The following is a 23,158-nucleotide window of genomic DNA, read 5'->3' as shown; positions in this document are numbered from 1 at the left end:
TTTTGAAATGGCAAAAATGAAACAAGACAAGCTTACAGGCAAGCAAAAAGCGGCCATCCTCATGATATCCTTAGGGCTTGATGTGTCAGCGTCCGTTTACAAACATTTAACCGACGAAGAAATTGAAAGGCTGACGCTTGAAATATCAAATGTCAGATCTGTTTCGCCACAGAAAAAAGACGAAATTATTCAGGAATTTCATGAAACGGCCATCGCCCAGGAGTACATTTCCCAAGGCGGTATCCATTACGCGAAACAAGTCCTGGATAAGGCGCTTGGCGAAGAAAAGGCGTCAAGCATTATCAACAGGCTCACATCATCCTTGCAGGTCAGGCCGTTTGATTTTGCCAGAAAAGCTGATCCTGAACAAATTCTGAACTTTATTCAGCACGAGCATCCGCAGACGATCGCTTTGATCTTATCCTACCTTGATCCTGTGCAGTCCGGACAGATCCTGTCGGAACTGAATCAGGACGTGCAGGCTGAGGTCGCAAGGCGGATCGCCGTCATGGACCGGACATCACCGGAAATCATCAACGAAGTGGAGCAGATTTTGGAGCAGAAGCTTTCATCGACCTTCACTCAGGATTACACGCAGACCGGCGGCATAGAAGCGGTTGTGGAAGTATTAAACGGAGTTGACAGGGGAACGGAAAAAACGATTCTTGATTCCCTGGAAATTCAGGATCCTGAGCTTGCTGACGAAATTAAGAAGAGGATGTTCGTCTTCGAAGATATCGTTACGCTTGACAACCGGGCCATTCAAAGGGTTATCCGCGATGTCGAAAACGACGATCTGCTTCTGTCCTTGAAGGTCGCGAGCGAAGAGGTCAAAGACATCGTCTTCAGCAATATGTCACAGCGTATGGCTGAAACGTTCAAAGAGGAAATGGAATTCATGGGACCTGTCCGTCTGCGCGATGTTGAAGAGGCTCAATCCAGAATCGTAAGCGTCATCCGGAGACTGGAAGAAGCGGGTGAAATCGTAATCGCCAGAGGCGGAGGGGATGATATCATTGTCTAATATCATTAAACAGCGATTATCATCCGTTCCCGATCAAAAAAAGCGAAAGATTTCTTTAAAAGAAATTAAGCTTCCTGAAACGACGGCCGATCTGGCTGCCGAAGAAAGCCCCGAGCTTCTTATTGACAAGGCGCAGCAACAAGCAAAGGAAATTCACGAAAAGGCGAATGTCGAACTCGAACAGATCCGCCGGCAAATCGAACAGGAAAGAAAAGGCTGGGAAGCAGAGCGCGAAGCCCTGATCGAACAGGCGAAAAAAGAAGGTTATGAGGCAGGCTTTGAACTGGGGAAGGCTGAGGCGGAAAAATCTTATCAATCCTATTTGGAAGGTGCAAACGCCATCGTCAGGGCAGCAAGGCAGGATTATGAGCAAAAAATCGAGCAATCTGCCGAAGACATCATTACGCTTGCCGTTTCCCTGGCGAAAAAAGTATGGAATCAAAAGCCTGATGACAAAGAAGCTTTCATCGTCCTTGTCAAACAGGTGCTGTCTGAAATGAAGGAGTTTGACGAGATTTCCATTTATGTGGACCCGGAATATTACATAGAGGTTCAGAGTCATAAAAATGAGCTTGAAGAGATGCTTCAATACGGTGCACACATTGCGATCTACGCAGATGAAAAAGCGGCAAAAGGCACCTGCTATATCGAAACGGCGTTTGGAAGAATCGACGCCGGCATCGACACCCAATTGCAGCAGCTCAAACAAAAGCTGCTCGATGCGCTTGAAACGGCGGGTGAAAGCCGGTGATGTTGGATCAGCTTCTGGAGTGTATTGAAACAGCCGATTCTTATAAACGCTATGGAAAAGTAAAACAGGCCGTCGGATTAATGATTGAATCGAAAGGGCCGGAAAGCTCGATCGGTGATGTCTGCAAAATTTATACAAAAGGAGACAGCCGGAAGGTTATTAAAGCGGAAGTCGTCGGCTTCAAAGACCAAAATATCCTTCTGATGCCGTACCTTGAGGCGTCAAATATCGCCCCGGGCAGCATCGTCGAAGCGACGGGCGAATCATTGAGGATCAAGGTGGGCGCCGGCTTGATCGGCCAGGTTGTCGATGCGTTTGGAAATCCGCTCGACGGCAGCATGCTGCCGAAAGGCTTGACTCCGGTTTCGACGGAGCAGGCCCCGCCAAATCCGATGAAACGGCCGCCAATCAGAGAAAAAATGGAAGTTGGAGTCAGATCGATTGACAGCCTTTTAACCGTCGGAAAAGGGCAGCGTGTCGGCATCTTCGCGGGCAGCGGCGTCGGGAAAAGCACGCTGATGGGAATGATCGCAAGGCAAACTGCAGCAGATCTGAACATCATCGCCCTTGTCGGCGAGCGCGGGCGCGAAGTGCGCGAATTCATCGAAAAAGACCTTGGAAAAGAAGGATTAAAGCGTTCGATCGTCGTTGTCGCAACATCTGACCAGCCGGCTTTGATGAGGCTGAAAGCGGCCTATACGGCGACGGCAATTGCCGAGTACTTTCGGGACAAGGGCCAAAACGTCATGTTTATGATGGATTCGGTGACAAGGGTCGCCATGGCCCAGAGGGAAATCGGGCTGGCGGCGGGAGAACCGCCGACGACGAAAGGTTATACACCTTCAGTGTTCGCTATTTTACCCAGGCTCTTAGAACGAACAGGAACCAATGAAAGCGGCTCGATCACCGCGTTCTATACGGTTCTTGTAGACGGCGACGATATGAACGAACCGATCGCCGATACGGTAAGGGGGATTTTGGACGGGCATATCGTCCTTGACAGACATCTGGCGAATAAAGGCCAGTTTCCGGCGGTCAATATTTTAAAAAGCATCAGCAGGGTTATGGGAAACATTTCTGAAAAAGACCATATCAAGGCGGCAAACCGCTTCAGGGAACTGTTATCAACCTATCAAAACTCAGAGGATTTAATCAACATAGGCGCATATAAAAAAGGATCTTCGAGAGAAATCGATGAGGCGATACAGTTTCATCCAAAGCTGATCAGCTTCCTCAAACAGGAAGTAGATGAGACCGCATCAATGGAAGACAGCATTTCCTTCTTAAAGAGTCTTACAGGAAGAGAGGAATAAGAATGGCCTATTCATTTAAATTTCAAAAGCTTTTGGAGCTTAAGGAAAATGAAAAAGACCAATCATTCGCTGAATATCAGCACTCGGTTTCCGAATTTGAAAAGGTTGCAGAAAAGCTGTATGAAAGCATGAACAAAAAAGAAACGCTCGAAAAAAACAAGGAAATCAAGCTGCAGTCGGGCATGAGCGTTCAGGAAATGAGACATTATCAGCAGTTCGTCACCAATCTTGAAAACACGATTCACCACTATCAAAAACTGGTTATCATGAAAAGAAACGAAATGAACGAAAAACAGCATGACTTGACGGAAAAAAATATCGAGCTCAGAAAGTTTGAAAAAATGAAGGAAAAACAGCTTGAAATGTTCTTAATACGAAACAAAGCAAACGAAATGAAAGAGATGGATGATATATCCATCACCCAATTTATGACTCATGGAAATTAGGAGCAGAACACGATGAGTGAAGAAAAAAAAACCGGTAAATTTCAGACGTTTTTGTTTTTGATTGTCATTCCGTTCATCTTCTTAGCCATTATTGTCTGTGTCGGATTGTGGCTTTCCGGTGTAGGCATTAAAGATGTTGCCTCACATATTCCATTCGTCAAAGAGCTCGTACCGGACGATAAAGAAAAAGCGGCTACAGCGAGCAGGAGTGATAACAGCCAAACCGAAGAGCTTCAAAAAACGATCAAAGAACAAAAAACGAAAATCGAAAACTTGACAAGCGATCTTAAGACAAGCGATGAAGAGATTCAAAGGCTGAATCAAAAAGTCCGCTCGTTCGAAAAACTCGAAAAAGACGCCAAAAAAGACAGCAAGGACAAAGCAGGCAGCAAAGGGGACAGCGACGAGCAGGCGCAAAAAGTCGTGAAAATTTACCAAAGCATGGACAGCGGCAAAGCCGCCAAAATTTTGAGCCAGCTCAATGAAAAAGAAGCTGTCAAGATTCTGAATGAATTAAACAAGCAGAAGATCAGCGAAATCCTTGCCAAAATGGCGCCTGACAAAGCCGCTGCAATAACGGAACAGCTGTCAAAACTAAAAAAATAAATAAGAGGGGGGAAAAAGTTGAAGCTCCTGGATATGATCTCTTTTGACGGAGCGCCGCCGGCGCAAACGTCGGGGAAAAATGGGAAAACGTCAGCAGGAACGCTGTTTCAGAGCGTGCTGCAAAAAGAAAACCTCTCGTTCAGCGGAAACGCTCAGGGCATGCCGCAACATGCGGACAACCTGAATGAACTTTTGCAAAAAATCAAGGATTTGCTGTCGGGAACGTCAGCAGGCGAGTCGGATGATAAGCTGCTCAAAGCTCTTGAGGCGCTCATCGGCCAGGGGGCGAAAGATCAGGAGACGGTGTCATTAGCCGAAGAACTCCTGAAGAAAATCGCAGCGTTGCTGCAGCAGAGCGCTGCGCCGGCCGCTGATCTGGAAGACATGAATCCATCTGAACCGACTGATGAGTCAGACAGGGGTGAGACAAAAGGCCTTGGATCTGACAGAGACGCCCTTGCAGCGATCCAGCACCTTTTATACACGCTCGTTTATGAACAGCAGCCGCTCGAAAAATCGGCACAAATCTCGTACATTTTGGAAAAAGGGCCCGAATTTCTCGAGATGCTGAAGAATAAGGGAGCCGCGCCCGAGCTCATTGATGAGCTGAAGCGTCAAATATTTACAAAAGATCCTGACCAGTCAAAACTGTTATCGATGTCAAAGGCTGAGCTGAAAAGCTTTAAGAGCGTCATCGACCAGATGATGAAAAACACCGCGGACACGGGACAAAAGGAATGGAAGATGGCTGAAAGCGAACTGAAGGCCTTTCTTCTTGGCAAAAAAACGGATGTACAGGTTACAGGCAAACCTTTTTTCGTACTCCCGAAAGACGATCAGCCGAAAGCGGATGAAAAACCGGCGCCTTTCCACCAGCAAAGCTTAGGTGTTCAGCAGAAATCAGAATCATTTCTGCTCAAGGTGAGCCAGGCTGCACCAGCCGGTGATCCGGCACCCTCGCAGTCAAAGGGATTTACGGATCAGATTCTCGGCTCATGGAAGCAGATGAAGTATACGCCGTTCGGGAAATCGACAGGCAGCTTTACGATTCGGCTCAATCCTGAAAATCTGGGATTTATCACCGTGAAACTGATCAAACAGCACGGCATGTTCTCGAGCAAAATCATCGCTTCGACACAGTCGGCGAAAGAGCTTTTGGAACACAATCTCGCTCAGCTCAAACAGGCGCTTCCGAGCATGTCGGTACAGATCGACCGCTTCAGCGTTCCGCTGCAAACCGGAGATCAGCAGCAGTTCGGCCAGCCGGCCGATGATCAAGGAAGACACCAGCAGCCGAAGCAGGACAGCCGAAGCGAACAGGAAGGCGAAGACTTCCATGAATTTTTAGAAGAGCTCATCGAAAGCCGAACCCACGATTACGAGGAGGAGATCTAATGTCTGGAACAACAGCTGCCGCAAGAACCGAAACGACGGCTTTGAATGCAAGTTCGACAAAGACGGCGAAATCAAAAGGCTCCGACTTAGGAAAGGATGACTTTTTGAAGCTGCTGGTAACACAGCTGCAACACCAGGATCCTTTAAATCCGATGGAGGACCGCGAATTCATCGCACAGATGGCAACTTTTTCAAGCCTTGAGCAAATGACGAATTTAAATTCGACGATGTCAACGTTCGTCGGCCTCCAAGATCCGATGTCAATGTACGTCAGCTGGATTGGTAAAGAAGTCACATACGAAGGCGACAATCATGAAGAAAAAACGGCGCTCGTCAAATCAGTGAAAAGCTCAGACGGCCAATATAAGCTCGTTCTCGACAACGGTAATGAAGTGAGCCCATGGAATGTGACCGCGGTCGGCGAAGCTAGCAAATAAAAACAAAGAATACTGGGAGGAATAGTATATGTTACGTTCACTTTATTCAGGAATCAGCGGAATGAAAAACTTTCAGACGAAGCTTGATGTCGTCGCAAACAACATCTCAAACGTCAATACTGCCGGATTTAAGAAAAGCAGGGTCACCTTTAAAGACATCGTCAGCCAGCAGATTTCAGGGGCGTCTGCCTCAACTGCCAACAAGGGATCAGTAAACGGCAAGCAAGTCGGGCTCGGTTCAACGATCGCCTCCATTGATACCGTTCATTCACCTTCTTCGACTGGGACAACAGGAAGAGACTTAGACATCGCGATCACCGGCGACGGCTACTTCCGGGTCGGCACGGGGAACGAAGTCAGCTATACAAGATACGGAAACTTCCAGTTGTCTGATCAAGGCTATTTAACAACAGCAGACGGACTGTTTGTCTTACAGGCTGACGATCAGAAAATTCAAATTCCGATGGATAATGCGAAAAGCTACTCAATTGGACCTGACGGAACGGTGTCATACGTAGATAAGAATACGAACAACAGCGTAAAAGTCGGACAGATCTCACTTGCGACGTTCAGCAATGCGGCGGGTTTAACCAAAACTGGTGACAACCTTTACCGCGAATCATTAAGCTCAGGGACTCCGCAGATCGTCGCACCTGGCGAAGGATCAGCAGGAGCATTGCAAACAGGTGCGCTTGAAATGTCAAACGTCGACCTTTCGGAAGAATTCTCCGAAATGATCATTGCGCAGCGCGGCTTCCAGTCCAATGCGAAAATCATTACAACCTCTGACGAAATCCTTCAGGAGCTCGTCAATCTGAAGCGATAAGGAGGAAGGCGGGCGCCTTTAGATAAGGCGCCTTCTGTGAAACGATGATCAAGGTTACGCGATTAAACGGACAACCCTTTGTTCTGAACGCATTATTAATCGAACAAATCGAATGTTTCCCAGACACGACGGTCACGCTGTCAAACGGAAAAAAATTTGTTGTCAAAGAAGACGAGGATACAGTTGTAGAAAGCATCGTGTCATTCTATCAAAAAATCAACATACTTTCTTGTGATCAAAGAATTGAGGAATCAGAATGAATAAAAAACTTCTAGCAATCATGATGATCATTTTGTTGGCGATCGCCGCACTGGGGACGGCTGCTTTCTTTGTCATTAAAGGAAATGCAAGCGAAAAGGTTGCAAAAAAGGAACCGACGATTGACGAGGTTGTCGAGTCTTCAGTCGCAATTGATGAGATCACGACAAACCTGAAATCAGACAACTACGTCCGCCTTTCGATCAAGCTTGAAACCGATTCAAAAAAAGCGAAGGAAGAGCTTGAAAAACGCGATTTCCAAATCAAAGATACGGTCATTTCCCTGCTCGGAAATATGACGGCTGAACAAATGGATGGAGAAAAGGGAAGAGAAGCCTTTAAAAAGCAGCTCAAAGATAAGCTGAACTCAGAGTATATGAAAGAGGGCAAAGTCAAAAAAGTATACATTACCTCCTTTAATCTGCAGTAGGAAACATATTTGACAGGACCACGGAGGTGAAAAAGAAGATGGCAGGAGAAGTTCTCTCCCAAAATGAAATTGATGCATTGCTTTCAGCGATATCGACCGGAGAAATGGATGCCGATGAGCTGAAAAAAGAGGAGACCGTAAAAAAAGTAAAAGTTTACGATTTTAAACGGGCGCTCCGCTTTTCAAAAGACCAGATCCGCAGTTTAACAAGGATTCACGATAATTTTGCGAGGCTGTTAACAACCTATTTTTCAGCACAGCTGAGAACGTATATCCAAATTTCGGTGAGCTCGGTTGACCAGGTTCCGTATGAGGAATTCATCAGATCCATTCCGAATATGACGATCCTCAATCTGTTTGAGGTTCATCCTCTTGAAGGGAGGATCATGATGGAGATCAATCCGACCATCGCCTATGCGATGATGGACAGAGTCATGGGCGGGATCGGAACGAGTCATAACAAAATTGACAGCATGACGGAAATTGAGACGAAAATCATGTCCAATCTATTTGAAAGCAGTCTTGCGAACTATAAAGACGCTTGGGAATCCATCGCGGAAATCGAGCCGGAAATGTCCGATTTTGAAGTGAATCCGCAGTTTGTGCAAATGGTTTCTCCTAATGAGACGGTCGTCGTCATTTCATTGAACACGCAAATAGGGGATATCAGCGGGGTCATCAATCTGTGCATCCCGCACGTCGTTCTCGAACCGATTATTCCTAAGCTTTCCGTCCATTATTGGATGCAATCTGACAGAATTGAGCCAAAACCGGAGGAAACAAAGTCAATCGAAAAGCGGATTATGACGGCCCGAATTCCGATTGTCGCAGAACTCGGAAAATCGGAACTCACAATTGAAGAGTTTTTACAATTAGAAATTGGCGATTGTATCACCTTGGACAAATCAGTAGCAGAACCTCTTACTGTTTTGGTCGGAGATAAACCGAAATTTCTAGGACAAGCCGGCCGCATGAATCGAAAAACTGCGATTCAAATTCTAGATCACGACATAAGAGGTGAAGAATATGGAGAATAACAATAGGTTATCACAGGATGAAATTGATGCGCTGCTGACGGGCGGCGATGACAATAACGGGGAGCAGCCGGAATCAGGACTGTCCCCGATGGAACAGGATACGATCGGGGAAATCGGAAACATTTCCTTTGGGAGCTCTGCAACAGCTTTGTCCACATTGTTAAACCAGAAAGTAGATATTACAACACCGACCGTTTCGGTTATTGAAAAGAGCCATTTAAACGAGGAATTCCCTCATCCTTATGTATCGATCGGCGTGAGCTATACGGAAGGCTTATCAGGCAACAACCTTCTGGTCATCAAGCAGGAAGACGCGGCGATCATCGCCGACCTGATGATGGGGGGAGACGGAACAAATGCAGATCCATCGCTCAGCGAAATTCATTTGAGCGCCGTTCAGGAAGCCATGAACCAAATGATGGGATCAGCAGCGACTTCCATGTCGACCGTCTTCAGCAAGAAGATCGACATCTCACCGCCTGAGGTAGATCTTCTTGACGTGAATGAAGGGGAAGGGACAGACCAGATCCCGAAGGAAGACCCGCTCGTTAAAGTATCTTTCAGATTGAAAGTCGGAGAGCTGATAGATTCCCATATCATGCAGCTTTACCCGCTTACGTTTGCGAAAGAATTGATAGATGAATTAACAAAGCCGCAGGTTGCAGATGAACCGGTACAGGCTGATGAACAACCTTCTGCTCCGGTACAGCCGGCGCCTGCCGCCGCTCCGCAAAGCGCGGCTCCTAAACAAGAGCCTGCCCCTAAAAGGCAAGGAACGGCAAAGGTTTCCGAGCCCGTACAAGTCACGCCGGCCGAGTTTGCGTCGTTTGATCCGCAGCCTGAAGGCCGCACCTCTATGAACAATCTCGACATGCTCATGGACATTCCTTTATCCGTGACGGTTGAGCTCGGCAGGACAAGCCGCAGCGTCAAAGAGGTGCTGGAGCTGTCGACAGGCAGTATCGTCGAGCTTGACAAATTGGCCGGTGAACCCGTCGACATCCTCGTCAACCAGCGGGTTGTCGCAAAGGGCGAGGTCGTCGTCATCGACGAAAACTTCGGCGTCAGGGTAACAGACATTTTAAGCCAGGCTGAACGAATCAGCAAATTACGATAACAACAGATTGATGAAGGAGAGATAAACAATGGCTTACAAGATTTTAGTAGTTGATGATGCAGCATTTATGAGAATGATGATCAAGGATATTTTGGTGAAAAACGGATTTGAAGTGGTCGCCGAAGCTCAAGACGGAGCGCAGGCAGTTGAAAAATATAAAGAGCATTCACCGGATTTGGTGACAATGGACATCACCATGCCGGAAAAAGACGGAATTACCGCTCTGAAAGAAATCAAAGAAATCGACCCGCAGGCGAAAATCATTATGTGTTCTGCAATGGGACAGCAATCCATGGTTATTGACGCGATCCAGGCCGGAGCAAAAGATTTTATCGTCAAGCCGTTCCAGGCTGACCGCGTAATGGAAGCGATCAATAAAACGCTGAGCTAAAGGGTGTACAAGTTGTTGAAAAAATCTCTTATTTTCATAGCCGGCATTTGTCTCACTCTTTTACTCGCTTTGCACACCGCCCCCGCCCATGCTGAGGAATCCGGCGACAAGACGGTTGATCAGCTGTTCGATAAAGGGGCCGGCAAAGACAGTCAGAAAAATGAAAAAGACAAGACGGAGAAAACAAGCAGCAGCAAATCTCTTAAGGAAGGGACGGAGACACCGTCTCCTTCCGTTTCCATATTTGATTTTGTCAAAATGATCGGCGCCTTGCTGTTTGTGATTTTTCTCATCTACGCGTTGGTCAAATTCATGAATAAACGAAACCGGCTGTTAAAACCGTTTCAGTACGTTGAAAACATCGGCGGTGCGCCGCTCGGCCAAAACAGGTCCGTACAGCTGGTGAAAGTGGGGAACAGGGTGCTTGTCGTCGGTGTCGGCGAAAACATTCAGCTCCTGAAGGAGATCGATGACGAACAGGATGTAAAAGAAATTCTCGCTCAGCATGAGGCTGCAATGAACAGCAAGATCGAATGGCAAAAATGGGTGGATCAAGTCAAAGGTCCGGGCGCGCAAAAACGAGGCGGGCTGCCTTCGTTTTCTGAATCGTTAAAAGCGCAGCTTGCAGAACTTAAACAAAACCATGCAAAAGGCAGAAAGAAAGGCCAAAATCAACATGAATGAATTTATCAATTTATTTAATTCAAGCGATGCGGCAAATGTCAGCGCCAGCGTCAAACTCCTGCTGCTGTTAACCGTGTTTTCGATCGCTCCGGGGATTTTGATCATGATGACGTGCTTTACAAGGATCGTCATTGTTTTGTCTTTTGTCCGGACATCTCTGGCAACGCAGTCGATGCCGCCAAACCAGGTGCTGATCGGACTCGCATTATTTTTAACCTTTTTCATTATGGGACCGACATTTTCAGAGGTTAACAAAGATGCCCTGACCCCGTTAATGGATAACAAAATCAGCTTGGACGAGGCCTACACAAAAGCCGAGGCTCCGATCAAGAAATTCATGAGCAAGCACACGAGACAGAAGGATCTGGCGCTGTTTATGAATTACGCGAAGATGAAAACGCCCGACTCCATTGATGACATTCCGCTTTCAACAATGGTGCCCGCGTTCATCATCTCGGAATTAAAAACCGCATTTCAAATGGGATTTATGATTTTTATTCCGTTTTTAATTATCGATATGGTAGTGGCGAGTGTTTTGATGTCGATGGGGATGATGATGCTTCCTCCGGTCATGATCTCACTGCCGTTTAAAATTTTGCTTTTTGTCCTTGTAGACGGCTGGTATTTAATCGTTAAATCTTTGCTGGAAAGCTTTTAGAGTAGGTGCTGAAAATGAGTTCGGAATTTGTTATATCGATTGCCGAAAGAGCGGTGTACGTAACGTTGCTCGTCAGCGGGCCGCTGCTTGCGCTCGCTCTTCTGGTGGGGCTGATCGTCAGCGTTTTTCAGGCAACGACCCAAATACAGGAACAGACTCTTGCATTCATACCGAAAATTGTCGCCGTTTTGGTGGGACTCGTCATCTTCGGGCCGTGGATGCTGTCGACGATTTTGTCTTTTGCAACCGAGCTGTTCTCGAATTTAAATCGTTTTGCAGGGTAGCTTGAACATGTCAATGATTGAATTAATTCCAGCCTTTTTACTTGTGTTTGTCAGGATCACGGCATTTTATGTAACGGTCCCTCTATTTTCTTATCGGACAGTTCCAGCTATTCATAAAATAGGTTTTGCATTTTTTCTTGCGCTTGTCAGTTTCAGCACGATCGAAAAGCCTCCCCACCTTGATGTTGACGGCTTTTACATGCTGCTTGTCATGAAGGAGGCGCTTGTCGGGCTTCTTCTGGGGCTCATCGCCTACATGATGCTGTCAGCGGTTCAGATTGCCGGATCGTTTATCGACTTTCAGATGGGATTCGCGGTGGCAAACATCATCGATCCCCAAACGGGGGCGCAAAGCCCGCTAGTCGGTCAATTTTTATACACGATGGCGCTGCTTTTGATGCTGAGCCTGAATGCGCACCATTTATTGCTCGATGGCATCTACTACAGCTATCAGTACATTCCGGTTGACCATCTCGGGCTGTCGTTTGGAAACGCGCAGTTTGCCGAGTTCATCGCGAAAAGCTTCAATACGATGTTCATTACGGCTTTTCAATTATCTGCACCCGTTGTTGCGAGCTTGTTTTTGGTTGATTTGGCGCTCGGCATCGTGGCGAGGACGGTGCCTCAGCTGAACGTCTTTGTCGTCGGTCTTCCGCTGAAAATCGCGGTCACCTTTATCATGCTTATCATCTGTATGGCGGTTATGTTCAGCATGATGCAAAACGTGTTCGAATTCGCCGTCAGGACGATGAGAGATCTACTAACTTTGCTTGGGGTGGCACGATGAAGCTGACGTTGGATTTGCAATTTTTTTCAGGTGAAAAAACGGAAAAAGCAACGCCGAAAAAACGGCGGGAGACAAGAAAAAAAGGACAGGTTGCCAAAAGCGCGGACGTCAATACCGCAGTTACGCTGTTTATCGTCTTTTTGTCCCTGCTGTTTTTCGGATCGTATATGAGGGATCATCTGCTCGGTCTCATCGAAAGGTTTTACCACGATCTGCTCATGATGAAGGTGACGGAGACCAATATCCCTGTACTTTTTCGGGATCTGTCGCTGGAAGCCGGCATGATTTTGGCGCCGATCATGCTTGCGGCTCTCATTTCAGGGGTTTTGAGCAACTACATGCAAGTGGGATTTTTATTCGCGCCTGAGGTGGTCAAGCCCGATCTTGCTAAACTGGATCCGCTGAAAGGGTTCAAGCGGATTTACAGCATCAGGGCGATCGTTGAGCTATTAAAATCCATTTTAAAGATCGTTGTCGTCGGAAGCGTGACCTTCACAGTCCTGTGGCAAAACTTCGGCGGAATTCTCAGGACCCCATTGCTGACCCCCGGAAAAGCTCTGTCATATGTCGGCTGGCTCTCCTTTTTGATGGGGGTGTCGGCAGCGGTTGCCTTGCTTTTTCTTGCGGCGCTCGATTACCTCTATCAGAAATTTGATTATGAAAAAAATATTCGGATGTCAAAGCAGGACATCAAAGACGAATACAAAAAGACCGAGGGCGACCCGTTGATCAAATCCAAGATCAAGCAAAAGCAAAAAGAAATGGCGATGCGCCGCATGATGCAGGAGGTTCCGAAGGCAGACGTCATCATTACGAACCCGACCCATTATGCGGTCGCCTTGAAATACGACGAAAACAAAATGGATGCTCCGTTTATCGTGGCCAAAGGGGTCGATCTGGTGGCCCTGAAAATCAGACAGATTGCAAAAGAGCATGACGTCATGACGGTTGAGAACAGACCGCTTGCAAGAGCGCTCTATGATCAGGTTGAGATTGAACAGGCCGTACCGGAAGAATTTTTCAAAGCCATAGCCGAAATCCTGGCTTATGTGTATAAAGCAAAGCAAAAAATATGAATTTTTCAGTTTTAAAAGGAGAGAAACAGCATGTCAGCAAGAGATTTATCAGTTTTATCAGGCGTTGTCCTCATTGTGGCAATGCTTATCATACCCTTTCCACCATGGTTGTTGAGCGTTTTAATTATCGTGAATATTTCTCTTGCGTTAATCGTGCTTCTCACCACAATGAACATGCAAGAACCGCTGCAGTTTTCGATTTTTCCTTCATTATTGCTGCTGCTGACGCTGTTCCGATTAGGGCTTAACGTTTCAACGACGCGCTCGATCCTTTCAAACGGAGACGCGGGCAAAGTCGTTGAGACGTTCGGATCATTCGTCGTCGGCGGCAATGTGTTAGTCGGTCTTGTCGTCTTTATTATTCTGATCATCATCCAGTTTATCGTCATTACAAAAGGGGCTGAGCGGGTTTCCGAAGTCGCTGCGAGATTTACGCTTGACGCCATGCCGGGAAAACAGATGAGCATTGATGCCGATCTGAACGCCGGAATGATTACTGAGCATGAAGCGAGGACGCGCCGGGAAAAAGTCGCGCGCGAAGCGGATTTCTACGGGGCGATGGACGGTGCCAGCAAATTTGTCAAAGGCGACGCCATCGCAGGGATCATCATCGTGCTGATCAACGTGCTTTGCGGCATCGTCATCGGCATGCTGCAAAAACAGATGACCATTCAGGAAGCCGCATCCCACTTCACGCTGCTGTCCGTGGGGGACGGTATTGTATCACAGCTGCCCGCGCTTTTGATTTCGACGGCAACGGGTATCGTCGTCACGAGAGCCGCCTCGGACGGCAACCTCGGACAGGATATTACAGGCCAGCTGTTTGCCTATCCGAAGCTTTTATACGTGACAGCCGGTACGATTTTTGCGCTCGGGATTTTCACGCCGATCGGACTCCTTTTGACAGGGCCGCTCGCCCTTCTCCTCGCTTTTGGCGCCTACATGCTTTCTAAGGCCGGTCAAGAGAAGGAGAAAGTGGAAGATATTTTAGAGGAAGAAGCCGAAGTCGATGAGCTGAAAAGCCCGGAAAGCGTCATACACCTGCTTGATATCGATCCGATCGAATTTGAATTCGGCTACGGGCTGATTCCCCTGGCTGATGCGAATCAAGGCGGAGACCTTTTGGACAGGATCGTCATGATCAGGCGCCAGCTTGCGATCGAACTCGGACTCGTCATTCCGGTCGTCAGAATCAGGGATAACATTGCCCTGCAGCCGAACGAGTACAGGTTGAAAATCAAAGGAAATGAAGTGGCGAAAGGCGAGCTTCTCCTTGACCACTATTTGGCGATGTCCCCGACGGGTGAGGACGATGACATCGAGGGGATTGACACGGTCGAACCGTCCTTTGGCCTTCCGGCTAAATGGATACCAGAGTCTCAAAAGGATCAGGCTGAAATGCTCGGATATACGGTCGTCGATCCTGCTTCAGTCGTCTCAACCCATATTACGGAACAGGTGAAAAAGCATGCCCACGAACTGCTCGGCAGACAGGAAACAAAGCAGCTCATCGACCATTTGAAAGAATCGTATCCGGTTCTCGTCGAAGAGGTGACGCCGAATCCTCTGTCTGTCGGCGACATTCAAAAAGTGCTTGCTAAGCTTCTGAAAGAAAAAGTATCCATCCGGAATCTGGTGACGATTTTTGAAACATTGGCTGACTACGGAAAACTGACGACGGATTCTGACATGCTGACCGAATATGCACGGCAGTCTCTCGCCAAGCAGATTACCGCACAGTATGCAAAAGAAAACGAGATGCTGAAGGTCGTGACCTGCTCAGGACGCGTTGAGAAGGCGGTAGCTGAAGGCATCCAGCAGACCGAACACGGCAACTATTTATCTCTTGAACCGTCAATCTCGGACAATATCATTCAATCTGTAGCAAGGGAAATCGAGCAGCTTTCCTTAAGGCAGGAAGTGCCGATTCTCCTCTGTTCACCGCCGGTCAGGATGTACGTCAAACAGCTTTTGGAGCGGTATTTCCCTGATCTTCCGGTTCTGTCATATAACGAACTGGAGGCCAACGTAGAAGTTCAAAGTATCGGAGTGGTGGATATCCAATGAGAATCAAAAAATTTGTAGCCGGTTCGATGCAGGAAGCCACAAAGCAAATTAGACACGAGCTTGGAAATGACGCCGTTATCTTAAACTCCAAAAAGATTCAGATGAGGCGCTTCCTCGGACTCGTCAAAAAACAGGGCGTTGAAGTGATCGCCGTTGTCGATCAGGACTTTTCCGATACGAGAAAAACGAAGCAGCAGCAGGTGCAGCCTGCTTTTCGCGAGCCCGCTTTCCTCCCGGAAAACCCGGTGCAGCTTGAGCTTGCAAGCCAGGTGAAAGAGCTGAAGGCGCTTTTAGAAACGCGGCACGAACAGCCTGCCGATGTGCTGCCGGAGCCTTTAAAACAAACAGACAGGCTCCTGGCGAAACAAGGGGTATCGCAAGCGATCCGGACGAAAGCGTTGAGCAGGCTGCTCAGCACGTCCTTCCAGGCGGGGGAACAATGGACGGATGACAAAGCGCTTCGCCGTGTAACCGAGATTTTAGCAGAGCTTCTTCCGGAAAATCCGGAAGAAAATGCGGCGATCCGTTCGAAATATATCGTCCTTTTTGGATCGACCGGCGTCGGCAAAACGACGACGCTTGCCAAACTTGCCGCCTCATCGGTGCTTGAGAAGCAAAAGAAGATCGCCTTCATTACAACGGACACGTACCGGATCGCCGCGGTTGAGCAATTGAAAACGTATGCCGAACTGTTAAATGCACCGCTTGAAGTGTGCTATACGAAAGAAGAATTTAAAACGGCCCAGCAAAAATTCGCCGATTTCGATCATGTGTTTATCGATACGGCGGGCCGCAATTTTAAAGACGGGCAATATGTCAGGGAACTGAAGGAAATCATTCCGTTTGAGCGGGGGATTCAGGCGTTTCTCGTTTTGTCCGCCACAAGCAAATACGAAGATATGAAAGAGCTCGTCAAGCAGTTTTCAAGCATTCCGATCGATCAGCTCATTTTAACGAAGGTGGATGAAACCGACTCGCTCGGAAGCGTCATGAATCTGCTTGCCGAATCGAGGATCGGCCTCGGCTATATTACCAACGGCCAGAACGTTCCCGAAGATATTCGTTCTGTATCAAATGCATCTTTTGTCAAATTGCTTACGGGGTGTTGAACATGGATCAGGCAGAAAGCTTGAGAAAGCGAATGGAAGAGCGATTTGCCGGGACGCCCGCCGTCTATCGCAATAAAGCGAAAACGCTGGCTGTTGTCAGCGGAAAAGGGGGCGTCGGGAAATCGAACATATCGCTTAATACGGCGCTGGCATTATCCGACAAAGGGAAAAAAGTTCTTGTCATCGATCTTGATGTGGGAATGGGCAATATCGACATCTTGATCGGCCGCCAGGCGCTTTATACCGTCGTGGACGTGCTGAATCACAAAATGCCGATTCACCGCGCTTTGTCAACGGGCCCGAAAGGCATCCGGTATATTTCCGGAGGAACCGGGCTCAACACGATGTTCGAATTAAGCAGAGACAAATGGGCGTTTTTTCTGAATGAACTGTCAACTGTCATCAATGATTTCGACCTTGTCGTGTTTGACATGGGAGCGGGACTGTCAAAAGACCAGCTGCCATTCGCCCTTTCAGCGGATGAAATTCTGGTCGTCACCACCCCTGAGCCGACATCGATTATGGATGCATACAGTGCGATCAAGCATTTGACTTTAAACGGACGGGAGCTCAGGCTGAAGGTCGCCGTCAACCGCTGCATGAACCAGAAAGACGGAATTTCTGCTTTTTTGCGGCTCTCGAATACGGTGAACGCATTTTTGCAGCAAAAATTGGAATACGCCGGACCGATTCCCGAAGATCCTCTAGTGTCAAAAGCAGTCGTCGAGCAGCAGCCGTTTTTGATCAGACATCCGCGCTCCAAGCTGAGCAGCGCGGTTTATCTTTTGGCGGACTCACTGCTTGAAAGCGGCACGGTGAAGACGGGAGGAAACCGGTCATTTATTGATAAATTATCTTCATTTTTCAGAAGGGGTAATGCTACATGATTCGTGTTCTTGTCGTTGATGACTCTGCTTTTATGAGAAATATGATCACCGAGTTTTTAACATCCAATCAACAGATTGCTGTAGCGGGAACGGCAAGAAACGGGGAGGAGGCCCTCCAAAAAATCGAGGAGCTCCGCCCGGATGTGGTCACATTGGATATCGAAATGCCCGTGATGGATGGAAAAGAAACATTGAAACACATCATGGCCAAAAGGTCCCTTCCGGTCATCATGGTATCAAGCCTGACACAGCGCGGAGCGGATATTACCATCGAGTGTTTGGAGATCGGTGCAGTCGATTTTGTCGGAAAGCCGTCAGGCTCGATTTCATTCGATTTATACAAAGTAAGGGAAGAATTGATAGAAAAGGTTTTGGCAGCCGGACGGGCGAAAGTAAATCCTGCCTCAGCCCTCTTGCCTCACCCAGCGCCTCTTCAAACACCCGCTGCAAAAAGCGGCGGCCGGTTCATTCCTTCCGGGGCTTCCAAACAGCTGGTCTGCATCGGTACATCGACAGGGGGGCCGAAAGCGCTGCAAAGAGTGCTGCCGAAGCTGCCCCGTACGCTGAAGGCGCCTGTATTTGTTGTCCAGCATATGCCGGCGGGGTTTACGGCTTCACTTGCAAACAGGCTGAACTACCTCTCAGAAGTAACCGTAAAGGAGGCTGAACACGGCGAGAGAGCAAAAGCCGGATGGGTCTATATCGCGCCGGGCGGAAAAAACATGACGGTGCACCTTGCAAACGGCGAACTTGTGATTTCGCTTGATGACAGGGACACAGGCAGCCGCCACAAACCGTCTGTCGACTACCTGTTCAACTCGCTGTCGACGCTGACAGGCTTTGAAAAAATCGCCGTGATCATGACGGGCATGGGATCGGACGGAACAGAAGGCGTCAAAAGCCTCTTGAGACATTCGCGGGGTCCGGTAATCGCCGAGTCGGCAGAATCCTGCGTCGTCTTCGGGATGCCCAAAGCGGTCATTAACAACGGACTAGCAAATGATGTTAAGCATGTTGACGAAATAGCTGCAGCTATTATGACGTATACGAAATAAAGAGAGGGCGTGACTTAAATGGAGATGAATCAATATTTAGACGTCTTTATAGAAGAAAGTAAAGAACATTTGCAAACCTGTAATGAAAAACTGCTCGAGCTCGAAAAAAATCCATCAGACCTGCAGCTTGTCCACGATATTTTCAGGGCGGCCCATACGCTAAAAGGCATGAGCGCCACGATGGGCTATGAAGATATGGCGCATTTGACGCACAGCCTAGAAAATGTGCTGGATGCCATCCGGAACGAGGAGATGACGATTACGTCAGAATGGATGGATATCATGTTTGAAGCGCTCGACGATCTGGAGGCGATCGTCCTTTCGATCATCGAAGGCGGCGACGGAAAACGGGATGTTTCAGAAGTCTGCGCCAAGCTTGATGTCACAGGAGCCGGCAAGGAAACGGCGGCAGCGGCCGAAGCCCCTGAAGCGGCACCTTCCAAATCGAAATGGTCCTATGACGAGTTCCAAAGAACCGTCATTGCAGAGGCGGAAGAACAGGGCTTTAAATGCTATGAAATCACCGTTTCTCTTAAAGAGGATTGCTTGCTTAAAGGCGTCCGCGTCTACATGGTGTTTGAACAGCTGAATGAAATCGGCGAAGTCGTCCAAACCATTCCGGAAACGGAAGTGCTGGAAGCCGAAGACTTTGACTCCGAATTTGTAATTTGTTTTTTAAGCAAACACAATGAACAGGATATTTTCAATAAAATTAACGGCGTCTCAGAAATTGAAAAGGTCGAAGTGACTGAGCTGAAAATCGATGCTGCAGCACCTGAAGAGGAGAAGGAGGGCGCCGAAAAAGAAGCAGCTCCGAAACAGCCGGAGAAAAAACCGGAAAAGCCGGCAAAACAGGCAAATGACAAAAAAGAACCGGCAAAACCTGCGGCCGGCGGCGGAACGAAAACGATCCGCGTCAACATTGACCGCCTCGATTCACTGATGAACCTCTTTGAAGAGCTTGTCATTGACAGAGGCCGTCTCGAGCAGATTGCAAAAGAGCTTGACCATGGCGAATTAACGGAAACCGTCGAACGGATGACACGAATTTCCGGAGATCTCCAATCGATCATCCTCAATATGAGAATGGTGCCTGTCGAAACCGTATTCAACCGTTTTCCGCGCATGGTCCGCCAACTGACGAAAGAGCTGAACAAAAAAATCGAGCTTTCCATTTTCGGAGCGGATACAGAGCTTGACCGGACAGTGATCGATGAAATCGGCGATCCGCTTGTCCATCTGCTGCGAAACAGCCTTGACCACGGAATCGAAGCCCCTGAAGTCAGAGCGAAAAACGGAAAGCCTGAAACAGGACACGTCCGGCTGAAAGCATACCACAGCGGAAACCACGTCTTTATCGAGGTTGAAGATGACGGAGCGGGCATCAACCGCAAAAAAGTGCTTGAAAAAGCGATAGAGCGAAATGTCATTTCTGAACGTGATGCGGAAACGATTGAAGATCATGAAATCGATGCGCTCATTTTTGCGCCGGGATTTTCGACCGCGGATCAGATTTCGGATATTTCCGGCCGCGGCGTCGGCCTGGATGTCGTCAAAAGCAAGCTTGAATCATTGGGCGGATCTGTCAGCATCAAATCAACCGAAGGGGAAGGGTCGCTGTTTTCAATCCAGCTTCCGCTGACGCTGTCGATCATCTCTGTGCTTCTCGTCAAGCTTGAAAAAGAAACGTTCGCGATTCCGATTTCTTCTATTATAGAAACGGCCGTCATCGATAAGAAAGACATTCTTCTGACACACGACCGCGAAGTGATTGATTTCAGGGGCCATATCGTACCGGTGGTTTACCTGAAAGAAGAGTTTAACGTTGAGGATTCATCAGACGATCTCGACCAGCTCCATGTCATCGTCGTGAAAAAGGGAGACAAGCTGACCGCGTTTGTCGTCGACTCTTTCATCGGCCAGCAGGAAGTCGTCCTAAAATCGCTTGGCGATTATTTGACAAACGTCTTTGCAATATCAGGAGCGACGATCCTTGGAGACGGACAAGTCGCGCTGATCATTGATTGCAACGCCCTTATTAAATAGAGATAGCGAAAGGAGAGCGATCCTCTTGACCACACAGACTACCACCGGTGAAAAAATGATTGTATTCAAAGTGAATCATAAAGAATATGCCATATCCGTTTCAGAAGTCATGTCGATCGAAAAGTGGCAGCAGCCTACAAGGGTTCCTGGAGTTGAACCGTATATTTGCGGCGTCATCAATTTAAGGGGCGTCGTCACGCCTGTCATCGATTTAAGAAAGCGGATCGGGGCGCCCGGTGATGACATTACGGATGAAACGAGAATTATCATCATTACCTATCAGGACATCGAAGTCGGCTGGGTCGTAGATGAAGCAAACGACGTTATCACTGTCGAAGAGCACGAGATCGAATCAGCTCCCGAAACGGTCGGGAAAGACGGCAGGCAATGGATAAAAGGCATTGTGAAGCAAGGCTCCAGACTTCTTAATCTAATTGACTCTGAAGCCGTATTAAACAGGAAGTCCAGCCTTTCTGCAGCTTCAGAAAACGCGAAGAAGTAGGTAGAGAGATGAGCATATTTAAGGGAATTACAGAACAGCATCTTGATATTTTGCGGGAAGTAGGAAACATTGGAGCCGGTCATTCGGCGTCAGCTTTGGCCCAGTTGCTCAACAGGAAAATCGAGATGGAAGTGCCGTTTGTCAAGCTGCTGTCATTTGATGAACTGGTGAACTTCTTCGGCGGAGCAGACCTTCCTGTCGCCAGTATTTTTTTAAGGATGGAGGGGGATTTTCCGGGCTCCATGTTCGTTATCATGCCTTTTTCAGAGGCGGAGCAGTTAATCAGGGAGCTTGTCGGCAATCCGGAATTCGAGATCGACAGCATGACGCCTGATGATATCGGTGCCTCCGCCCTTCATGAACTGGGCAACATTATGGCGGGGTCTTATTTGACGGCTCTCGCCGATTTGACAAACCGGCAAATGTATCCGAGCGTTCCCGAACTTACGCTTGATATGTTCGGAGCCGTCATCAGCGAAGGGCTGATCGAGCTCAGCCAAATCGGGGACCAAGTGATCGTCATTGACAACTCCATTTTTGACGAAGAGCACAACCGGAAGGTAAATGCGCACCTTTTCCTTTTGCCTGACTATGATTCGTTTGAAAAGCTCTTCCGGACATTGGGTGCAGCGCTATGAAAATGATAGAAAAAGAGACTACTATTATCAGGGTGGGCATTGCAGATGTGAAGATTGTCCGCACTCCGGACCGCATCAGAACATCCGGGCTCGGCTCGTGCGTCGGGCTTGTGCTTTACGATCTGGAAGCGAAAACAGCCGGACTCGTCCATGTCATGCTTCCCGATTCTTCCCTTTCAAAGACCCCGGATATCAATCTGGCAAAATACGCGGACACGGCTGTTGCATCAACGGTTGACATGCTGCTTAAAGCCGGCTGCCGCAAATTCGCCCTGAAAGCGAAGATGGCCGGAGGAGCCGAAATGTTTAAATTTAAAATGACGAATGATTTGATGAAAGTCGGGCCAAGAAACGTGTTGGCGATAAAAAAACATCTATCTCTCTTGAACATTCCGATTGTAAGCGAGGATACAGGCGGAAACAGCGGAAGGACCATCGAGTTTGATCCGCAGACTGCGGAGCTTGTCATCCGCACTGTGAAACAAGGTATAACGACGATTTAATAAGCAATTTAGGGGGATAACGATGCAATCCTTGAACTACGAAGATCAAGAGCTTTGGTCGCGGTGGAAAGAATGGAAAGATCCTCAGGCCGGCGATGATTTGATCCGCCGCTATATGCCGCTTGTCACATACCACGTCGGCCGGATCGCCGTCGGCTTGCCAAAGTCCGTACATAAAGATGATCTGGTGAGCCTCGGCATGCTGGGTTTGTATGATGCCCTTGAAAAATTCGATCCGGGAAGGGATCTGAAATTCGATACATACGCTTCTTTCAGAATCAGGGGCGCGATTATCGACGGCCTTCGAAAAGAGGACTGGCTTCCGAGAACATCCCGGGAAAAAACGAAAAAAGTCGAAGCGGCGATTGAAAAGCTTGAACAGCGCTACTTGCGAAACGTATCACCGAGCGAAATCGCGGCTGAATTGGGAATGACAGAACAGGATGTCGTGACGACAATCAATGAGGGGTTTTTTGCAAATCTCCTTTCCATTGATGAAAAGCTTCACGACCATGAAGACGGGGAGAATGTCCAGGTCATGATCAGGGACGACAAAACGAGCACTCCTGAAGAAAAGATGATCAAAGACGAACTGATATCCCAGCTTTCCGAAAAAATCAGCGAGCTTTCCGAAAAAGAACAGCTTGTCATCAGCTTATTTTATAAAGAAGAGCTGACGCTGACTGAAATCGGACAGATTCTGAATTTATCGACCTCCCGCATTTCGCAGATTCACTCCAAGGCGCTTTATAAACTAAAGCACCTTCTTGATAAAGTGGTACAATAATCTTAGCTGCTGGCTTTGCCGGCAGCGTTTTTTAAGAACCTTTT

Annotated in this window: 27 protein-coding genes; all 27 read left to right on the top strand. The window is 48.0% G+C overall.

What is annotated here, in order from left to right; translation table 11 throughout:
• Positions 1–7: 7 nt before the first annotated feature.
• From fliG to V7126_RS11420, 27 genes are read left to right on the top strand one after another with little or no spacing between them, the layout of a single operon-like run.
• The gene (gene fliG / locus V7126_RS11550) at positions 8–1,024 is read left to right on the top strand and encodes a flagellar motor switch protein FliG (protein ID WP_046128963.1); all 1,017 of its coding nucleotides are present in this window, start codon (positions 8–10) and stop codon (positions 1,022–1,024) included.
• Positions 1,008–1,775, top strand: coding sequence for a flagellar assembly protein FliH (gene fliH / locus V7126_RS11545; RefSeq protein WP_052948478.1), 768 nt, complete (start codon positions 1,008–1,010; stop codon positions 1,773–1,775). The genes fliG and fliH overlap by 17 nt, the downstream gene beginning before the upstream one ends.
• A complete protein-coding gene (gene fliI / locus V7126_RS11540) occupies positions 1,775–3,088 on the top strand; it encodes a flagellar protein export ATPase FliI (protein ID WP_046128961.1) in 1,314 nt (437 codons plus the stop codon). The genes fliH and fliI overlap by 1 nt, the downstream gene beginning before the upstream one ends.
• 2 nt (positions 3,089–3,090) lie before the next feature.
• Entirely contained in the window at positions 3,091–3,534 is a 444-nt protein-coding gene (fliJ, locus tag V7126_RS11535) for a flagellar export protein FliJ (protein WP_046128960.1), read from the top strand.
• Positions 3,535–3,546: 12 nt separating this feature from the next.
• Positions 3,547–4,140, top strand: a complete 594-nt coding sequence (locus V7126_RS11530; protein ID WP_046128959.1) for a MotE family protein — start codon at positions 3,547–3,549, stop codon at positions 4,138–4,140.
• 18 nt (positions 4,141–4,158) lie between these two features.
• A complete protein-coding gene (locus V7126_RS11525; RefSeq protein WP_046128958.1) occupies positions 4,159–5,535 on the top strand; it encodes a flagellar hook-length control protein FliK in 1,377 nt (458 codons plus the stop codon).
• Positions 5,535–5,972: a flagellar hook assembly protein FlgD gene (gene flgD, locus V7126_RS11520; RefSeq protein WP_046128957.1), complete on the top strand. Its 438-nt coding sequence runs from the start codon at positions 5,535–5,537 to the stop codon at positions 5,970–5,972. Before V7126_RS11525 ends, flgD begins: the two co-directional genes overlap by 1 nt.
• A gap of 28 nt (positions 5,973–6,000) precedes the next feature.
• Positions 6,001–6,798, top strand: coding sequence for a flagellar basal body rod protein FlgG (gene flgG / locus V7126_RS11515; protein ID WP_335497604.1), 798 nt, complete (start codon positions 6,001–6,003; stop codon positions 6,796–6,798).
• Positions 6,799–6,842: 44 nt separating this feature from the next.
• Complete coding sequence (locus V7126_RS11510; RefSeq protein ID WP_335497603.1) at positions 6,843–7,058, top strand: flagellar FlbD family protein; 216 nt, start codon at positions 6,843–6,845, stop codon at positions 7,056–7,058.
• A complete protein-coding gene (fliL, locus tag V7126_RS11505) occupies positions 7,055–7,486 on the top strand; it encodes a flagellar basal body-associated protein FliL (RefSeq protein ID WP_046128954.1) in 432 nt (143 codons plus the stop codon). Before V7126_RS11510 ends, fliL begins: the two co-directional genes overlap by 4 nt.
• Positions 7,487–7,524: 38 nt before the next feature.
• A complete protein-coding gene (fliM, locus tag V7126_RS11500; protein WP_046128953.1) occupies positions 7,525–8,523 on the top strand; it encodes a flagellar motor switch protein FliM in 999 nt (332 codons plus the stop codon).
• Positions 8,513–9,640 (top strand): flagellar motor switch phosphatase FliY, encoded by a 1,128-nt coding sequence (gene fliY / locus V7126_RS11495; RefSeq protein ID WP_046128952.1) that lies wholly within the window; start codon positions 8,513–8,515, stop codon positions 9,638–9,640. The genes fliM and fliY overlap by 11 nt, the downstream gene beginning before the upstream one ends.
• A gap of 28 nt (positions 9,641–9,668) precedes the next feature.
• A complete protein-coding gene (locus V7126_RS11490) occupies positions 9,669–10,031 on the top strand; it encodes a response regulator (RefSeq protein ID WP_003181796.1) in 363 nt (120 codons plus the stop codon).
• 15 nt (positions 10,032–10,046) lie between these two features.
• Positions 10,047–10,715, top strand: coding sequence for a flagella biosynthesis regulatory protein FliZ (gene fliZ, locus V7126_RS11485; RefSeq protein WP_046129017.1), 669 nt, complete (start codon positions 10,047–10,049; stop codon positions 10,713–10,715).
• Positions 10,708–11,373, top strand: coding sequence for a flagellar type III secretion system pore protein FliP (gene fliP / locus V7126_RS11480; RefSeq protein WP_046128951.1), 666 nt, complete (start codon positions 10,708–10,710; stop codon positions 11,371–11,373). The genes fliZ and fliP overlap by 8 nt, the downstream gene beginning before the upstream one ends.
• A gap of 14 nt (positions 11,374–11,387) precedes the next feature.
• Positions 11,388–11,657: a flagellar biosynthesis protein FliQ gene (gene fliQ, locus V7126_RS11475; protein ID WP_046128950.1), complete on the top strand. Its 270-nt coding sequence runs from the start codon at positions 11,388–11,390 to the stop codon at positions 11,655–11,657.
• A gap of 7 nt (positions 11,658–11,664) precedes the next feature.
• The gene (gene fliR, locus V7126_RS11470) at positions 11,665–12,444 is read left to right on the top strand and encodes a flagellar biosynthetic protein FliR (protein WP_046128949.1); all 780 of its coding nucleotides are present in this window, start codon (positions 11,665–11,667) and stop codon (positions 12,442–12,444) included.
• Complete coding sequence (gene flhB, locus V7126_RS11465) at positions 12,441–13,520, top strand: flagellar biosynthesis protein FlhB (protein ID WP_046128948.1); 1,080 nt, start codon at positions 12,441–12,443, stop codon at positions 13,518–13,520. Before fliR ends, flhB begins: the two co-directional genes overlap by 4 nt.
• 30 nt (positions 13,521–13,550) lie before the next feature.
• On the top strand, positions 13,551–15,587 hold the full coding sequence (gene flhA / locus V7126_RS11460) for a flagellar biosynthesis protein FlhA (RefSeq protein WP_046128947.1): 2,037 nt from the start codon (positions 13,551–13,553) through the stop codon (positions 15,585–15,587).
• On the top strand, positions 15,584–16,696 hold the full coding sequence (gene flhF / locus V7126_RS11455; protein ID WP_046128946.1) for a flagellar biosynthesis protein FlhF: 1,113 nt from the start codon (positions 15,584–15,586) through the stop codon (positions 16,694–16,696). Before flhA ends, flhF begins: the two co-directional genes overlap by 4 nt.
• A gap of 2 nt (positions 16,697–16,698) precedes the next feature.
• Positions 16,699–17,583: a MinD/ParA family protein gene (locus tag V7126_RS11450; protein ID WP_335497602.1), complete on the top strand. Its 885-nt coding sequence runs from the start codon at positions 16,699–16,701 to the stop codon at positions 17,581–17,583.
• The gene (locus tag V7126_RS11445; RefSeq protein WP_335497601.1) at positions 17,580–18,638 is read left to right on the top strand and encodes a protein-glutamate methylesterase/protein-glutamine glutaminase; all 1,059 of its coding nucleotides are present in this window, start codon (positions 17,580–17,582) and stop codon (positions 18,636–18,638) included. The genes V7126_RS11450 and V7126_RS11445 overlap by 4 nt, the downstream gene beginning before the upstream one ends.
• 18 nt (positions 18,639–18,656) lie before the next feature.
• A complete protein-coding gene (locus V7126_RS11440; protein ID WP_046128943.1) occupies positions 18,657–20,684 on the top strand; it encodes a chemotaxis protein CheA in 2,028 nt (675 codons plus the stop codon).
• A gap of 55 nt (positions 20,685–20,739) precedes the next feature.
• Positions 20,740–21,186 carry a chemotaxis protein CheW gene (locus V7126_RS11435; RefSeq protein WP_373688015.1) on the top strand — a complete coding sequence of 149 codons (447 nt, stop codon included), beginning with the start codon at positions 20,740–20,742 and terminating at the stop codon, positions 21,184–21,186.
• Between the two features lie 8 nt (positions 21,187–21,194).
• Positions 21,195–21,824: a chemotaxis protein CheC gene (locus V7126_RS11430; RefSeq protein WP_046128941.1), complete on the top strand. Its 630-nt coding sequence runs from the start codon at positions 21,195–21,197 to the stop codon at positions 21,822–21,824.
• Positions 21,821–22,327 carry a chemotaxis protein CheD gene (locus V7126_RS11425; RefSeq protein WP_082094012.1) on the top strand — a complete coding sequence of 169 codons (507 nt, stop codon included), beginning with the start codon at positions 21,821–21,823 and terminating at the stop codon, positions 22,325–22,327. The genes V7126_RS11430 and V7126_RS11425 overlap by 4 nt, the downstream gene beginning before the upstream one ends.
• 22 nt (positions 22,328–22,349) lie before the next feature.
• On the top strand, positions 22,350–23,114 hold the full coding sequence (locus tag V7126_RS11420) for a FliA/WhiG family RNA polymerase sigma factor (RefSeq protein WP_046128940.1): 765 nt from the start codon (positions 22,350–22,352) through the stop codon (positions 23,112–23,114).
• Positions 23,115–23,158 lie beyond the last annotated feature (44 nt).

Source organism: Bacillus sp. JJ675, from assembly GCF_036963165.1.
GTDB lineage: Bacteria > Bacillota > Bacilli > Bacillales > Bacillaceae > Bacillus > Bacillus glycinifermentans.
This window is presented reverse-complemented; position numbering and strand designations above follow the sequence as displayed.

What these genes read in the sequence shown, in the direction of transcription:
- fliG (WP_046128963.1), top strand. Translation starts at nt 8, where the DNA reads ATGGCAAAAATGAAACAAGACAAGCTTACAGGCAAGCAAAAAGCGGCC.
- fliH (WP_052948478.1), top strand. Translation starts at nt 1,008, where the DNA reads ATGATATCATTGTCTAATATCATTAAACAGCGATTATCATCCGTTCCC.
- fliI (WP_046128961.1), top strand. Translation starts at nt 1,775, where the DNA reads ATGTTGGATCAGCTTCTGGAGTGTATTGAAACAGCCGATTCTTATAAA.
- fliJ (WP_046128960.1), top strand. Translation starts at nt 3,091, where the DNA reads ATGGCCTATTCATTTAAATTTCAAAAGCTTTTGGAGCTTAAGGAAAAT.
- V7126_RS11530 (WP_046128959.1), top strand. Translation starts at nt 3,547, where the DNA reads ATGAGTGAAGAAAAAAAAACCGGTAAATTTCAGACGTTTTTGTTTTTG.
- flgD (WP_046128957.1), top strand. Translation starts at nt 5,535, where the DNA reads ATGTCTGGAACAACAGCTGCCGCAAGAACCGAAACGACGGCTTTGAAT.
- flgG (WP_335497604.1), top strand. Translation starts at nt 6,001, where the DNA reads ATGTTACGTTCACTTTATTCAGGAATCAGCGGAATGAAAAACTTTCAG.
- V7126_RS11510 (WP_335497603.1), top strand. Translation starts at nt 6,843, where the DNA reads ATGATCAAGGTTACGCGATTAAACGGACAACCCTTTGTTCTGAACGCA.
- fliL (WP_046128954.1), top strand. Translation starts at nt 7,055, where the DNA reads ATGAATAAAAAACTTCTAGCAATCATGATGATCATTTTGTTGGCGATC.
- fliM (WP_046128953.1), top strand. Translation starts at nt 7,525, where the DNA reads ATGGCAGGAGAAGTTCTCTCCCAAAATGAAATTGATGCATTGCTTTCA.
- fliY (WP_046128952.1), top strand. Translation starts at nt 8,513, where the DNA reads ATGGAGAATAACAATAGGTTATCACAGGATGAAATTGATGCGCTGCTG.
- V7126_RS11490 (WP_003181796.1), top strand. Translation starts at nt 9,669, where the DNA reads ATGGCTTACAAGATTTTAGTAGTTGATGATGCAGCATTTATGAGAATG.
- fliP (WP_046128951.1), top strand. Translation starts at nt 10,708, where the DNA reads ATGAATGAATTTATCAATTTATTTAATTCAAGCGATGCGGCAAATGTC.
- fliQ (WP_046128950.1), top strand. Translation starts at nt 11,388, where the DNA reads ATGAGTTCGGAATTTGTTATATCGATTGCCGAAAGAGCGGTGTACGTA.
- fliR (WP_046128949.1), top strand. Translation starts at nt 11,665, where the DNA reads ATGTCAATGATTGAATTAATTCCAGCCTTTTTACTTGTGTTTGTCAGG.
- flhB (WP_046128948.1), top strand. Translation starts at nt 12,441, where the DNA reads ATGAAGCTGACGTTGGATTTGCAATTTTTTTCAGGTGAAAAAACGGAA.
- flhA (WP_046128947.1), top strand. Translation starts at nt 13,551, where the DNA reads ATGTCAGCAAGAGATTTATCAGTTTTATCAGGCGTTGTCCTCATTGTG.
- flhF (WP_046128946.1), top strand. Translation starts at nt 15,584, where the DNA reads ATGAGAATCAAAAAATTTGTAGCCGGTTCGATGCAGGAAGCCACAAAG.
- V7126_RS11450 (WP_335497602.1), top strand. Translation starts at nt 16,699, where the DNA reads ATGGATCAGGCAGAAAGCTTGAGAAAGCGAATGGAAGAGCGATTTGCC.
- V7126_RS11445 (WP_335497601.1), top strand. Translation starts at nt 17,580, where the DNA reads ATGATTCGTGTTCTTGTCGTTGATGACTCTGCTTTTATGAGAAATATG.
- V7126_RS11440 (WP_046128943.1), top strand. Translation starts at nt 18,657, where the DNA reads ATGGAGATGAATCAATATTTAGACGTCTTTATAGAAGAAAGTAAAGAA.
- V7126_RS11435 (WP_373688015.1), top strand. Translation starts at nt 20,740, where the DNA reads ATGATTGTATTCAAAGTGAATCATAAAGAATATGCCATATCCGTTTCA.
- V7126_RS11430 (WP_046128941.1), top strand. Translation starts at nt 21,195, where the DNA reads ATGAGCATATTTAAGGGAATTACAGAACAGCATCTTGATATTTTGCGG.
- V7126_RS11425 (WP_082094012.1), top strand. Translation starts at nt 21,821, where the DNA reads ATGAAAATGATAGAAAAAGAGACTACTATTATCAGGGTGGGCATTGCA.
- V7126_RS11420 (WP_046128940.1), top strand. Translation starts at nt 22,350, where the DNA reads ATGCAATCCTTGAACTACGAAGATCAAGAGCTTTGGTCGCGGTGGAAA.